The 15,005-nt window shown below is 45.7% G+C and carries 9 protein-coding genes; 5 read left to right on the top strand and 4 right to left on the bottom strand.

Annotated features, from left to right (window positions below):
• Window positions 1-213: 213 nt before the first annotated feature.
• Entirely contained in the window at window positions 214-1,773 is a 1,560-nt protein-coding gene (locus BCT11_RS01875) for an AbgT family transporter (protein WP_005440222.1), read from the top strand.
• A gap of 389 nt (window positions 1,774-2,162) precedes the next feature.
• A complete protein-coding gene (gene tadA / locus BCT11_RS01870; RefSeq protein WP_038865456.1) occupies window positions 2,163-2,696 on the top strand; it encodes a tRNA adenosine(34) deaminase TadA in 534 nt (177 codons plus the stop codon).
• A gap of 483 nt (window positions 2,697-3,179) precedes the next feature.
• Here the strand turns inward: tadA and mltF are convergent, their stop codons facing one another.
• On the bottom strand, window positions 3,180-4,781 hold the full coding sequence (mltF, locus tag BCT11_RS01860) for a membrane-bound lytic murein transglycosylase MltF (RefSeq protein WP_102386944.1): 1,602 nt from the start codon (window positions 4,779-4,781) through the stop codon (window positions 3,180-3,182).
• 585 nt (window positions 4,782-5,366) lie between these two features.
• Between mltF and purL the strand changes: the two genes are divergently transcribed.
• Window positions 5,367-9,278 carry a phosphoribosylformylglycinamidine synthase gene (gene purL / locus BCT11_RS01855; RefSeq protein ID WP_102386943.1) on the top strand — a complete coding sequence of 1,304 codons (3,912 nt, stop codon included), beginning with the start codon at window positions 5,367-5,369 and terminating at the stop codon, window positions 9,276-9,278.
• Window positions 9,279-9,658: 380 nt separating this feature from the next.
• On the top strand, window positions 9,659-9,967 hold the full coding sequence (locus BCT11_RS01850) for a DUF3622 domain-containing protein (protein WP_102386948.1): 309 nt from the start codon (window positions 9,659-9,661) through the stop codon (window positions 9,965-9,967).
• Window positions 9,968-10,055: 88 nt separating this feature from the next.
• Here the strand turns inward: BCT11_RS01850 and BCT11_RS01845 are convergent, their stop codons facing one another.
• The 3 genes from BCT11_RS01845 to BCT11_RS01835 all read right to left on the bottom strand — a co-directional run bounded on the left by BCT11_RS01845 (window position 10,056) and on the right by BCT11_RS01835 (window position 14,086).
• Complete coding sequence (locus tag BCT11_RS01845; protein ID WP_240522958.1) at window positions 10,056-10,478, bottom strand: hypothetical protein; 423 nt, start codon at window positions 10,476-10,478, stop codon at window positions 10,056-10,058.
• A gap of 98 nt (window positions 10,479-10,576) precedes the next feature.
• Window positions 10,577-12,763, bottom strand: a complete 2,187-nt coding sequence (locus BCT11_RS01840) for a TonB-dependent receptor (protein WP_102386942.1) — start codon at window positions 12,761-12,763, stop codon at window positions 10,577-10,579.
• Window positions 12,764-13,015: 252 nt separating this feature from the next.
• On the bottom strand, window positions 13,016-14,086 hold the full coding sequence (locus BCT11_RS01835) for a succinylglutamate desuccinylase/aspartoacylase family protein (protein WP_038865448.1): 1,071 nt from the start codon (window positions 14,084-14,086) through the stop codon (window positions 13,016-13,018).
• A gap of 330 nt (window positions 14,087-14,416) precedes the next feature.
• On the opposite strand from BCT11_RS01835, the gene BCT11_RS01830 reads away from it, so the two are divergent.
• A complete protein-coding gene (locus BCT11_RS01830) occupies window positions 14,417-14,956 on the top strand; it encodes a DUF3332 domain-containing protein (protein WP_038865446.1) in 540 nt (179 codons plus the stop codon).
• Window positions 14,957-15,005: the final 49 nt, after the last annotated feature.

Below are 15,005 nucleotides of genomic sequence, written 5' to 3'. Positions count from 1 at the left end.
GGTGGTTTTAGAACTGTTAATGCGAATGGTGTGCTACTGTTTTTTTTATGTTTAATTGATATGTCGTTTTTGCAAAATATGTCTCCAAATATGGAAAAAAACATAGAACCTTGTGCTTTCTTAATCACTATTTAATAGAATGCTCGGTTGAAAATAGGCCGTTATAATTACTCAAATAGGCCATGGCACCAACATCATTCATATGGAGTTACCATGAGTAACCAAGCTGTAAATAAAGCACCGTCACCGAAGCCGAGCGGGATGGATCGCTTTCTGAACTTTATCGAAAGAGCGGGTAATAAAATTCCTGATCCAGCGATTCTGTTCTTCTGGGCACTAATCATTACTTGGGCTGCGTCTGCACTTTTGTCGAATGTTTCTTTCGACCTTCTAAACCCTCGAACTGGCGAAGCTCTTACTATTACTAACCTTCTTACGGGTGAAGCACTAGCAAGTTTCCTTGCTAACATGGTGACAACGTTCACTGGCTTTGCTCCACTGGGTATCGTACTTGTTGCGATGCTAGGTGTGGGTGTTGCCGATTCGTCTGGCTTCATCACCACTGGTCTTAAGAAGATGCTGAACTTCACGCCAGCAAAACTTCTTACTCCAATGCTAATTCTTGTGGCAATCGTATCGCACACTGCTGCGGATGCGGGCTACGTTCTAGTTATTCCTCTTGGTGGTATCATCTTCCACGCAGCAGGTCGTCACCCTCTAGCGGGTATCGCAGCTGCGTTTGCTGGTGTATCAGGTGGTTTCTCTGCAAACTTCATCCCTTCAGGTATCGACCCTCTACTAGCTGGCTTTACTCAAACAGCGGCACAGGTTCTTGACCCTGAGTACGTGGTTAACCCGCTAGCGAACATCTTCTTTACTGGTCTATCTTCAGTAATCATCGTTGCTATTGGTTGGTACGTAACTGAAAAAATCATCGAACCTCGCCTAGCGAACACGCCTGTTGATGAAGATGCAGAAAAAGCACCAGATCTTGGTTCTTTCACTGAAACTGAATCAAAAGCTTTCCGTTACGCTGGTTGGGCTATGATGGCAGGTATCGCACTTCTTGTTGTGGCACTTATCCCAGAAAACTCTGCACTGCGTTCACCTGAAGGTGAAATCACAGCGTTCTCTGCGCCAATCATGAAGTCTATCGTTCCACTGATCTTCATCCTGTTTATCATTCCGGGTTACGTTTACGGTCGCGTTTCTGGCACGTTCAAGACAAGTAACGACATCATCAAAGCGATGGCGGATACTATGTCTACGATGGGCGCATACATTGTAATGTCGTTCTTCTGTGCGCAGTTCCTATCTGCATTCGCGCAATCAAACATCGGTACGATGCTAGCGCTATACGGTGCGGAAGGCCTGAAAGCGATGAACCTACCAGGTGAAGCAACTATCATCGGTATGATTCTTTTAACGGCTTCTGTAAACCTTCTAATCGGTTCTGCATCAGCGAAATGGGCTCTTATCGGTCCTATCCTAGTGCCTATGCTAATGGCTGTGGGTATCTCGCCTGAGCTATCTCAAGCGGCTTACCGTGTAGGTGACTCTGTATCGAACATCATTTCACCTCTGATGGTATTCTTCCCTCTAGTAGTGGTTTACTGTCAACGTTACGTGAAGTCGACAGGTATCGGTACGCTAGCTTCTCTAATGATGCCATTCTCGATTGCGATGCTAATCGGCTGGTCTATCTTCCTAGTTGCTTACTGGATGCTAGGTATTCCTCTAGGTATCCAAGCGCCATACACATACACAATGTAAATACCGTCATATTTGGCGCTGTAGCGTTGTTAACTGCGCAAGTTCACCCTAATCACATAGAGCCTCTATGCTCATAGGGCTGAACTTGCTTGTTGCCTAGCTACAACACCAACTATTTAGGTATTGGTAATTCGAAAGCGCTGGTCGAGAGACTGGCGCTTTTTGGTTTTCGGGAATCGAAGAACGGACTTTGTCCTATAGAAAGCTTCGCTTTTTAAATCAAGAGGTGTACCGGAAGGTTGATGAGAGAGACTCAGTTTAAACAGCGTTGACAAAATTTGCTCCTAGAAAAACAAAATAAGCCGCATCCCGCATCCCGCTTCCACTTCCTCTCTTTGAAGGTTAAAATCCACTTTCCATAATGACCGATCCCAAAACTGGAGCCTCTTTTGTCAGACTCACAATTCTCCCCTCAAGACGAACTATTTATGCGCCGTGCGATAGAGCTTGCAGAGCAAGCTGAAGCGGAAGGGGAAGTGCCTGTTGGGGCAGTGCTTGTGAAAGATGGTGAAGTGGTTGCTGAAGGTTGGAACCGCTCTATTTGTTCGCACGATGCGACCGCTCATGCTGAGATCCAAACCTTGCGTAAAGCGGGTGAGGTGTTCGAGAACTACCGTTTACTTGATACTACGCTCTATGTGACCTTAGAGCCGTGCCCTATGTGCGCAGGTGCGTTACTACACAGTCGAGTAAAGCGCGTGGTATATGGAGCACCAGACCTTAAAGCTGGCGCTGCAGGGACCGTTCTGAATTTGTTTGAGAGCCAAGCCGCGTATCATTATGCGACAGTAGAAAGCGGTTTGCTGGAAGAGGAGTGCAGAGGTCAGTTACAGGCGTTCTTTAAACGTCGTCGTAAAGAAATTAAAGCGAAGAAGCAGGCGCAAAAAGCGTTGGACAATGAACAGGGAACAAAAGACGAATAACAGGGAGTTTGATGGTTGTTTTTAGCAAACACCTACCGTGCAGTAGATGTTTGCTTCAAGTTTTCAGTGATTCACTAAGTGAACGAAAACACGATTACGTGCACTGACTTTTCTTTTCATGGTTGTAAGCGTGCGCTTACGGCGGTTAGCAGCCACTGTTTTATTCAAACGTTTTGACTGCACTCTGCGTTTTCTCATTATCAGAACCTCTTGCAGACAACGAACACACTCTCCGACACTCGCATAGCAAAGTATCCGATTCATGATCAATAGATGTCATTCTTATGATGCATACTCATGGATGATGGTGACATCATATCAAGGAGAGGGTGACCAATTGAGCTCACTGTTTCTCTTCCGTTACTCGGTATTCCACGAAAAAACTGGCTAGATAAATGAGCTCGAAAGACGGGATTCTAGTGAGTTTCTGTTGTCGACTCAATAAAAAAATAGCGAGCTGTTAGCTCGCTATTTTCGAAAGGTTTATTCTTCTTTTGGATTCGGCGTTTGCTCTGCATTTTGAGTTGGGCTGGCCTCAGTACTTGGTGTTGTCTCGACCGCTCCCGAAACTTGCTCAGCTAAGGTTTCCACCGCTCCAGACGTTAACAGATCTGGGGAGAGTGGTGGAATGACTTGCAGATCTTCTGTGTCTTCGTCAATCGCAGGCTTTTGGCTGACATGACCAATGATGGATTGATAGTAGCGACGAATGTTTTCAACATAGTTGCGTGCTTCATCACCACGAGCATAACCATAACGTGTTTGGCTGTAGAAGCGCTTCTGGCGCAGTAAGGGTAGACGCTCTTTAACATCTGCCCACGCGTTTGGATCGCCGCCTTGTGCTTTAGTCAGGCGTCGTGCGTCCATCATATGACCATAACCCACGTTGTATGATGCTAAGGCAAACCAAATCTTTTCATGTTCATTAATTGAATCTGGAACACGTGCGACAATACGACGTAGGTATTCCACGCCACCGCGTACGGATTGTTCCGGATCAAGACGATCTGTTACACCAACACTTTTTGCGGTAGGGAGCGTGAGCATCATCATGCCACGAACGCCAGTCGGCGACTTCGCTTTTGGTTTCCAATGAGACTCTTGATAAGCCAATGCAGCAATCAAGCGCCAATCAAACTCTTCACTGTATTTTTGGAACAGCGGTGCCCATTTAGGCAAGGTATTGTCCAGTGCGCGTATAAAAGCACGAGTATCGACATAATCGAAGGCTTCGATATGTCCAATGTACTTCTCTTCTAAAGTCGCCAGTTCGCCAGATTGTTTAATGTTGCCGAAGAACTCGATCAACATTGCGTAGAAGCTTTCATCTTCAGAGCGACGAGTAAACCAAGATACGGGTTGGTCTTCTGTCAATTCAAAGGCTAAAGCAAGATCCGGATACAGGCGCTGTGCCAAAGACAGTTCTACTGAATCGGTTACCGTAAAACGTAACTCACCTGTAGAGACATGCTTGAGTAGATCTCGCGTATCCGCATCACCAACAATCTCAAATTGGAAGTCTGGGTATTGTTTCTGTAGCGCCGATAAGGTTGGAACAAACTGAGATTGTTCAACTATCTGAAGAGTTTCTGCCCCAGCATTTGAACCTTCTTCCGCATTACTGTCTTTTTTAGCTTGATAATTGATCAGCTGATTAATGTCGCGAGGACGAAGCTGACCTTTTTTATAAACCACTTGTTGGCTGACGTAATAGTAAGCGGGTCCAGGACGAAAACGTTGTACAGCTTCAGAAGTTTGGTTTAAACCTGTCGCAATAATATCGATGTCGCCTTTCTTTAATGCAGGGAAGAGATCTGCTTGGCGAAACGCCGGTCGAATCTCCAGCTTCACACCTAATTGCTCAGCAAATTTTCGTGCCAGTTCGTAATCCAAACCTGCCGGGCCATCAGGTCCGATGTAGTAGGAGAGTTGGTTGTTTAGCGTGCCAACACGTAGGACACCACGCTCTTGGATTTGCTCGAATTCACTTTTTGGCTCCGATTCAATCTGGCAAGCAGAAAGTAAAAGCACAGACGCGAAAAGTAGGGCGCTGCGCTTGAGTCGGTTGAACTGACTTATTTGCATTAATTCGGTACGTCTCGATAAATTTCTAGTTGCCTTTATATCAAAGCGAGCTGGTTGGGCAAAGTGAATCAGGCAGATAGAGTGCGACATTGTGTGATTTATCGACATTTAAGGATACCCAAGTAACCTCGAGATACTTGGTTCAGCGAGAATGACTTGGTTTGAAAGCGAAGCAACAATTTGAAAATCTAGTGATTCTAAATTGATAATTGGTAACGATGCATTCGAGCCAAGGCAACTCGCCCTTTGGGAGCGTGTCACTGAAACAATTTCATCGTTAAACAACTTGGAAAGAGCTTGCTATTACACGGCGTTGCTTTCCTTGAACTTGAATCAGTGACACTGCTCTGAACCCTGAATCTTGAAGTCACTTGGGTATAAATCAAATTTGACGAAAAAAATGACGCAAACGGTTGCTTTTGGTGTTACATCACAAAAACAATTGCTATATAATGCGCTCGCAACGAAGAGGTGGCATCGGCATAGGTTTGAAAAACCTTCGGGAATAGCTTCGAAGAAAACAGTATAACCCACTGAATTTATTCCAATATCACCTTAATCACTTGCAATAAGAGACCTAAGCACATGAGAATTTTGCGTGGCTCCCCAGCTCTTTCTGAGTTTCGTGTTAATAAACTACTGGAACTTTGTCGTGAACAAGATCTGCCTGTCACTGGCATTTACGCAGAGTTCATGCACTTTGCGGATCTAAAGTCTGACCTTGATGCTCAAGAGTTGGAAAAACTGGAAAAATTGCTGACTTACGGTCCTACGATCGAAGAGCATGAGCCAGAAGGTCTTCTACTTCTTGTTACGCCTCGTCCGGGCACTATTTCGCCTTGGTCTTCTAAATCTACTGATATCGCTATCAACTGTGGTCTAGACAAAGTAAAACGTCTTGAGCGCGGCACTGCATACTACGTAGAGACATCGACTCCTTTTAACGATGCTCAAATTGCTGATGTAAAAGCACTCATCCATGATCGCATGATGGAAGTGACATTTACTGATTTCGATGCAGCAAATGCGTTATTCCAAGCGGCAGAACCTGCTCCTGTAGCAGACGTTGACCTATTAAAAGGCGGTCGTGCTGCGCTTGAAAACGCAAACGTTACCCTAGGTCTTGCACTTGCAGATGATGAAATCGAATACCTTTACGATGCGTTCGTAAAGAAGCTAGAACGCAACCCGACTGACATTGAGCTAATGATGTTTGCACAAGCGAACTCAGAGCACTGTCGTCACAAGATCTTCAACGCAGACTGGACTATCGATGGCGTTAAGCAAGAGAAGTCTCTGTTCAAGATGATCAAAAACACGTTTGAAACCACACCAGAAAACGTTCTGTCTGCATACAAAGATAACGCAGCAGTTATGGTGGGTTCAGATGTAGGTCGCTTCTTCCCGAACCCGGAAACTCGCCAGTACGGTTACAGCCAAGAGAAAGCGCACATCCTAATGAAGGTGGAAACGCACAACCACCCAACTGCTATCTCTCCTTGGCCGGGTGCTTCTACTGGTTCTGGTGGTGAAATCCGTGATGAAGGCGCGACTGGTATCGGTGGTAAGCCAAAAGCAGGTCTAGTTGGTTTCACAACATCTAACCTACGTATTCCTGGTTTTGAACAGCCATGGGAAACAGATTTCGGTAAACCAGGTCGTATCGTTAACGCTCTAGACATCATGCTAGAAGGTCCATTGGGTGGCGCGGCGTTTAACAACGAATTTGGTCGTCCAAACCTACTTGGTTACTTCCGTACTTACGAAGAAAAAGTGAACTCGCACGCAGGTGAAGAGGTTCGTGGTTACCACAAGCCAATCATGATTGCTGGTGGTATGGGTAACATCCGTGACGAGCACGTTCAGAAGAAAGAGATCCCAGTCGGTGCAAGCCTAATCGTACTTGGTGGTCCAGCAATGAACATCGGTCTTGGCGGTGGAGCTGCTTCTTCTATGGCATCTGGTCAATCAGCAGAAGACCTAGATTTTGCATCGGTACAGCGTGAAAACCCAGAAATGGAGCGTCGCTGTCAGGAAGTGATCGACCGTTGTTGGCAGCTTGGTGATGCTAACCCAATCGCATTTATCCACGATGTGGGCGCGGGCGGTATCTCTAACGCACTTCCAGAGCTTGTAGACGATGGCGAACGCGGTGGTATATTCCAACTGCGTGACGTACCAAACGACGAGCCGGGCATGAGCCCACTTGAGATCTGGTGTAACGAATCTCAAGAGCGTTACGTAATGGCAGTTGCGCCAGAGAATATGGAAGTATTCGACGCAATCTGTAAGCGTGAGCGCGCACCATACGCCGTAGTAGGTGTAGCAACGGAAGAGCGTGAACTGAAACTTGAAGATTCGCATTTCGACAACACGCCAATCGACATGCCAATGGATGTACTTCTTGGTAAGACGCCTAAGATGCACCGTGATGCGAAAACGCTTAAAGCGAATAACCCAGCGGTTAACCGTGACGGTATCGAGCTAAATGAAGCCGTGGATCGCGTTCTACGTCTACCTACGGTTGCAGAAAAAACATTCCTAATCACGATCGGTGATCGCACGGTGACTGGTCTTGTAGCGCGTGACCAAATGGTTGGCCCGTGGCAGGTTCCTGTTGCTAACTGCGCAGTAACAGCAGCAAGTTACGACACTTACCACGGTGAAGCGATGTCGATGGGTGAGCGTACACCAGTTGCTCTACTAGACTTTGGTGCGTCGGCTCGTCTAGCGGTTGGTGAAGCAATCACAAACATCGCAGCGACAAACATCGGTGATATCAAACACATTAAACTGTCTGCAAACTGGATGTCTCCAGCAGGTCACCCGGGTGAAGACGCAGGTCTTTACGAAGCAGTGAAAGCAGTTGGTGAAGAGCTATGTCCAGCGCTTGGTCTAACTATCCCAGTTGGTAAAGACTCAATGTCGATGAAGACCAAGTGGGAAGAGAACGGCGAGCAGAAAGAAGTAACGTCTCCGTTATCTCTTGTTATTACTGCGTTTGCACGTGTTGAAGATGTTCGTAAGACGATTACTCCTCAGCTTCGTACTGACAAAGGTGTTTCTAGCCTTGTACTCATCGACCTAGGTAATGGTCAAAACCGTCTAGGCGCAACAGCGCTTGCACAGGTTTATAAGCAGCTTGGTGATAAGCCAGCAGATGTAGACAACGCAGTACAACTGAAAGGCTTCTACGAAGGCGTTCAAGCCCTAGTCGCGAATGACCAAGTAGTGGCTTACCACGATAAAGGTGATGGCGGTCTATTCGTGACTCTTGCTGAAATGGCATTCGCAGGTCACTGTGGTGTGAAAGCAGATATTGCTGACCTAGGTGAAGACGTACTAGCAGCACTATTTAACGAAGAGCTAGGTGCAGTACTTCAGGTTAAGAACGAAGATTTAGACGCGGTACTTTCAACGCTATCAGCAAACGGTCTTGAGGCATGTTCTCATGTAATCGGCTCAGTAGAAGCATCTGATGAGCTAGTGATTACTTCTGGTGACACGGTAGTTCTAGAGCGTAATCGTACTGAACTACGTACTATCTGGGCGGAGACTACGCATAAGATGCAAGGTCTACGTGATAACCCAGCATGTGCTGACCAAGAGCATGAAGCGAAGAAAGACAACTCAGATCCTGGCCTAAACGTTAAGCTAAGCTTCGATGTAAATGAAGACATTGCAGCACCTTACATTGCCGGTTCTATGATAAATAAGGGCGCTAAGCCTAAGATGGCAATCCTACGTGAGCAGGGCGTTAACTCTCACGTTGAGATGGCAGCAGCCTTTGACCGTGCAGGCTTTGAAGCAACCGATATTCACATGAGCGACATCCTAACCGGTCAAGCGGTTCTAGAAGAGTACCAGGGCCTAGTCGCTTGTGGTGGCTTCTCTTACGGTGACGTACTTGGTGCGGGTGAAGGTTGGGCTAAGTCTATCCTGTTCAACGAGCAAGCTCGCAACCAGTTTGAAGGCTTCTTCCAGCGTGAAGATACCTTCTCTCTAGGTGTATGTAACGGCTGTCAGATGCTATCGAACCTGAAAGAGCTAATCCCAGGTGCAGACCTATGGCCACGCTTCGTTCGTAACGAATCTGAGCGTTTTGAGGCTCGCTTTAGCCTAGTGGAAGTACAGAAATCTGATTCTGTATTCTTCGATGGCATGGCAGGCTCTCGCATGCCAATCGCAGTTTCTCATGGTGAAGGCCGCGTAGAAGTGCGTGATGCTGACCACCTAGCCGCGATTGAAGCGTCAGGCACGGTTGCAGTTCGTTACGTGGATAACCACGGTAATGCGACTCAGCAATACCCGAACAACCCGAATGGTTCGCCAAATGCAATCACGGGTCTAACGACTCAAGATGGCCGCGTAACTATCATGATGCCGCACCCAGAGCGTGTATTCCGTACAGTTGCGAACTCATGGTCTCCAGAAGGTTGGGGTGAGAACGGTGCTTGGATGCGTATGTTCCAAAACGCACGCAAGAACATCGGTTAATCACGACGTCGTTCGTCAACGTTAACGAAAATCGATAAGCGCTGGTTGAGAGACCGGCGCTTTCTTTATTTAAGAATCGAGAACAGACTTCGTCCTACAGGACGCTGCGCTTCGAGAGTCGGGAAGGCTTCGCTGTAGGAATTGAGATGTGTGTACTGGAATACTAGAGGTCAATGCATGGACTCAATAGGTGTTGACAGTATTTGTTCCTAAGTATTCCAAATGAAATCGTCTCCCGTCTCCCTTAAAAAACTTGCAGCGTTTCGGTAACTTTTATGCTCTAATACCGCGCTTACCAAGGGATGGTGTTAAACAGCTCAGCTTAGATGGAGTTATCAAGTTGACCGAATCCCTGATTAATCCCTTAGGAAATGAAAGAAATGGCTAAAAATCCAAAATTTGCTATCCGCGTAACTGAAAAACGTAACGGTTGGAGCGCAGAGATCACTCGTCAGGTGACTTCTCGTAAAGTAGTGGTATCAAAACGTGAAACTGGTTTTGACAGCGAAGAGAAAGCACAAGCTTGGGCTGAGCAGGAACTTGCAGGTTTTGTACAAAACCAAGTAGTTCGTAACGAGCGCAAAGCATTACAACGTCAAGAGCGTGAAGCAGAGCAACTAGCGGCAAAAGTTCGCAAAGAAGAAGCTCGTCAAGCTCGTGAAGCAGACGTAGACACTGACGAAGAGTAATCGCAGTGTGTTTGATGGTGATTGACTACCATCGACAATGAATTTGAAAATGCCCCGAATTAATCTCGGGGCATTTTTATTTGTGTCGTTATAAGCAGTCAGAGGAAACAGAGAATGTCATTGAACTTCCTGATGAAGCGGTATTGTACGTATGGTCTTTGCGCAGTTTTTTAGGTGTGTGAACTGGCTGCAAATCAATGTGGCGTAATCCATCTGACAAATCGGTAGCTTCACCGTAGTCATAGTCTCTTGCCTCGGTAATCTCACCTTTTGCGTAGTTACAGTGACCTGACTTCCCATTTTCTCCCCAAGTCAAAGCTTCAGGCTGAGCGTCTAGATTTAAGTTATCTGAAATGTTGGCAGCGTAATGATCCTCTACTGGTAGTGTCTTATTCTGAGCCATTAAATACTGCGAGATATTCTCTTGTGAGTAGCTTGGAGCAGTGAGGAAGGCGAGGCCAATTGTGATTAACGTTCTTGTTAGTAAAAAAGTAATTTGAATCTTCTTCATTAGATATACTGTGAAAAGTGACGGTGAATAAAAAGAAAAATTCGGAGCAAGTACGTATGCTCCGAATTTGGTTCGGTTCGTAATCAGACAAAGCCTGATTAGTATTGATAAGTTAGTTGGACCTTCACTTCTCGGCCCGGAGAAGGCACGCCATTAGATAGGTAAGCTTCGTAATAACGGTCTGTTAAGTTATTCACGACCGCTCCAACACTTAACCCTTTCACCTGCTGAACTTCCCAAGTGACATAAGCATTTTGCAACGTGTATTGCTCACTTGGTGATTTCACTTTTAAGTTATCACCAGCCGCGTCTGTTTTGGTTTGAGCATCGTACCAACGAACTTCCCAACCAGAGCGCAGTCCCGGAAGCCATTCGTAGCCCAAACCGAGATTAATATTCAAGGGCGGGACGCCCGGGTAGTCATCATCCGAGCCGGTTGAATCCGATAAGCTACCTTTATTTTTCCCGCGAATGTAACTCGCTGAGAAATCACTATAGAAATCGTTAATACGGTATTGTGAAATCAACTCGAAGCCATAGTTCTTGAAGCCATCTAGGTTTGTGCTCCAACTTTGAATATCACCGCTGTCTTTATCTAAGTTTTCACCGGTTCGGATATCAACAGTGTCACTCACATCGTTATAGAACAATGTCAGTTCTGTTGCGAGGTTGTCGCGCTCGCTAACCAATCCTTTGGCCAAATTAATCACACTGGCTTGATAAGCATGAATACGAGAAACATCGAGATCGCGTGCCGTAGCGGTGGCTGTTGCTCGAGCATATTGCACAGAGTAAATGTTATCGACGGTTGGAGCTTTTAAGGCGTATGCATAAGAGAAGTTCAAACGAGTATTGTTGGTCGCGTCAAAATCGATATCCAAACGTGGACTAAAGCCTTTGTGGCTTGTTTCACTATAGTCATGGCCGGCTGCTGGATCATTGTAATCTGGCGCCGCATTACCTTTCCCTTCGCTGGAGATGTACTCATAACGCAGAGAAGGAGTAATCGTCAGGCGGTCGGTTGCCTGATAGTGGTCAGCAATGTAGGCCGCGTAAATAGACTGAGTACCCGATGGTTCATAGTACGGGGTATACCAACCGTAGTTTTTCGACTCTTTATTATCGTAAGAAGCATTGAAAACTAACGAATCACGATCCGTTTTTTGATACTGAAGACCCGTAACCAGTGCATGGTCACCAATTTGCGCTTGGTTGAATACATCAATGTAATCACGTTCGTAGCTTAGCCAAGATTCATGACCATAACTGCCAACGGAAACGAACATTTTTTCAAAGGCAATATCTGGACGAACCCAATGACGGTCGTTTTCAGAACGCGCCATTTTTATGTTGAAATCAATGTACGGGCTAGTCGGCATATAATGGTAGGAGATTGTCGTCGTATTGTCTTTGTATTCGTTGTAGACCGTGTAAGCGTATTGTGCTTTTTCTAACGAACCATATTTTTTGATGTTGTAATCCGAAATGGTTGGCATTTGGCCACGACGGTTAGCCCATGGTTTACGGCCTTCATCTTTGTATCGTGTGTGACTGATTTCAAATTCATGGTCATCATTTTCGTACCCAACTTTGACGAGCATGTTTTCTTGTTCGTAACCTGAGTAATCTAGTGTTTTACCGCCACCCACTTTAATGTCGTCGGAGTCTTTTACTGAACCATTTGCGAGGAAGTAAAAGCCAGCACCATTTTTGCCATAAAAGGAGAGGGTGTATGAGTTCTCTTCGCCATTGTTGTTATAACCCGTTGACGCACGAACGCCGAAGTTGCGATCCCCTCCAAGCAGGTCGTCAACGCTTTTGGTTTTGATTCGGATAGACCCACCAAACTTACCGTTTAGAGCGCGGTAGTCATGTGCGCCTTTGATGATCTCCGCTTCACCAATTAAGAATGGGTCAAAGAAGAAGGTGCCGTAGCGGTATTGCTGGAAACCAATTGGAGCCCCATCAACAAACACGGCGATGTCGCTAGGGTTATCGAAACCGCGAATATTAATGCGTTCCCCACCAGAACGCGCCCCGCCGTCGAGCGTTGCCCCCGGCACAGCATCAATCATTTCAGCGAAGTTAGAGTATTGTTGTTCTTCGATTTGGGTCCAATCAATGATGGTTTCAGCGGGTTCTGCGACGGTAATCGGTTTGGCATAGCGGACACCAATGACTTCGAGTTCTTCGTCGACGCTTTCTGTTGCATGGAGAGAAATTGAGTTGAGCATTGCGAGCGAGACAAGGCTTACTTTTAAGCGATGGGTCGATAATCGTTTCATATTCATTTGTTATCGTAATTTGAGAGGCGGGGATTATATGAATGCTGAAAAGATTAATAAATGATAATGAGATTAGTTATCAATAATGGTTTTTGGTTTTCCTGTAAACTTTTATACCCACGATTAGACGGTAAATTGGATTATTGTTTGGTTTTTGGTCTGTTAGTTAGTGAGTGTGTCTATTTGAACGACAAAAGAAAGCCCAGACAAGGAGTCTGGGCTTGGAAGTTAGCTTTCTATACTAGTTCGCAATTATTGTTGCGTTTCTAGCGGGATTTGCCCCGTTGTTACTTGGTCGACATCAAACTCAGTCAGCTCTTCAATGTAGCTTTCTACTGTTTGCTCAACTACATCATCGTCTTGCTTAAAGTAGGCAATATGGAAAATAGCATCACCTTCATTAACCAGTGGCAGTGTTTGCTGGCCAATTACGATACCGCCTTTTGGTGCTAACAGCTCTAGCTCGTCATGACCTAAAGGCGAGCTGATGTAAGCGAGAGTCTCGCCTTCTTCTACTTTATCACCTAAGTTCACAACCGTACGTAGGATACCGTTGCCCGATGCGCGAACCCAGCTGGTGGATTTGGCAATGATTGGCTCTGGTAGCTTTTTGCGGCTCGCACGTAGCATGCCGATAGCCTGCATCACACGTTGCACACCTAGTACACCAGCACTGATCGACAATGGATCAAAGCGTAGCGCTTCACCTGCTTCATAAGTCAGTACAGGAATGTCGCACTTCTCTGCTTCACTACGTAGAGAGCCATCACGTAGAGCAGAGTCTACGATCACTGGGGTTGCAAATGCTTTTGCGATGCGCAGTGTTTCTGGGTTGCTCAAGTTAGCGCGGATCTGAGGTAGGTTCGTTCGGTGAATCGCACCCGTGTGAAGATCCAGAATATAGTCACAACGCTTAGCAATGTTGTTGAAGAACCCATGTGCCATACGAGAAGCCAACGCGCCTTTTTCACTGCCTGGGAAGCAACGGTTTAGATCGCGACGGTCTGGCAGGTAGCGAGATTTATGGATGAAGCCAAACACGTTAACGATAGGCACGGCAATCACAGTACCTTTTAGTTTTGCAGGGTCCAGTTGGTTGATCATCTGACGAACGATTTCTACGCCATTCAGCTCGTCACCATGGATTGCTGCGTTTACCATTAACACCGGACCTTCTTGTTTACCGTGGATAATTTCCACAGGGATAGAAAGAGGAGAGTGTGTGTAAAGCTGCGCCGCTTCAAATTCGGTTTCTAATCGTTGTCCTGGTTGAACTTGGTGTCCTAGTAGCTCAAACACCTTGCTTTTTTTACTTCTGGCCATAAACCATCTCTATCGAATACGTTAGCAACAATGTAACAACTGGTTCAAAATCACACTAATCATTCTTCTTAATGTCACGAACAATAATTTTTATTGAAAAGATTAAAAATTCACCAAGTGTATGGCTTGTGTAAGTACATTTGGGAAATTCTTGTGTTAATTGAGTAGCTGTACGCTGTGTTTTAAATTGTTATATTCATCACAAAAATAAGACTGTGTTAAATTTAATACTAATATTTTTTTCGAGAAAAACTGTCTTTTACCTAAGGTTTTTATCCGCTACTATCCCCGCCGAATTTTTGACCTAATACTATCTAACTAGAGGTTTTGATGAAAAAGGCGATCGCTAAAATTGGCGCACTAACTGCTGTAGCAGTTTCTCTTTCTGGCTGTGTAGGCAGCAACGCTGTAACGGGTTACGTTATGGGCTTCAACTTGAAAGCTGTTGATAACCGTTACGCTCGTGGTGGTCTAAACATGCTAATGGCGCCAGTTTACGGTGTTGCTATTGCGGCTGACTACATCGTGTTCAACTCACTAGAGTTTTGGACTGGTAAAAACCCGCTAAACGGTAAGCCACACATCTTTGACAAGAAGATGGATACTTACATCGACGTAAACCACCAGTTAGATAAATCTCTAACCACTGCACCTGTTGGTCCTCTAACGAACAACCGTGTTATCGAACAAGGTCAAATGCAACAGCTTGACGAGAACACAGTTCAAATGGATATCACTTACAACAACGGTGAGAAAGCGACGCTAATGGGTGTTCGTGAAGGTGACTTTGTGACTTACTACATCGATGGTGAAGTGGTTGCTAAGACTTCTATGGATGAGCTAGCGGCATACGCGCAAACTCGTGCATAATTTGCGAAGTGCTTTTAATAGCAAACTCGCAATAAAAAAGGTTCATCGC

Origin of the sequence: Vibrio sp. 10N.222.52.B12 (assembly GCF_002875385.1) — a bacterium.
Lineage (GTDB): Bacteria > Pseudomonadota > Gammaproteobacteria > Enterobacterales > Vibrionaceae > Vibrio > Vibrio jasicida.
The sequence above is the reverse complement of the archived record's forward strand: the minus strand, read 5'-3'. Positions and strand labels throughout refer to the sequence as shown.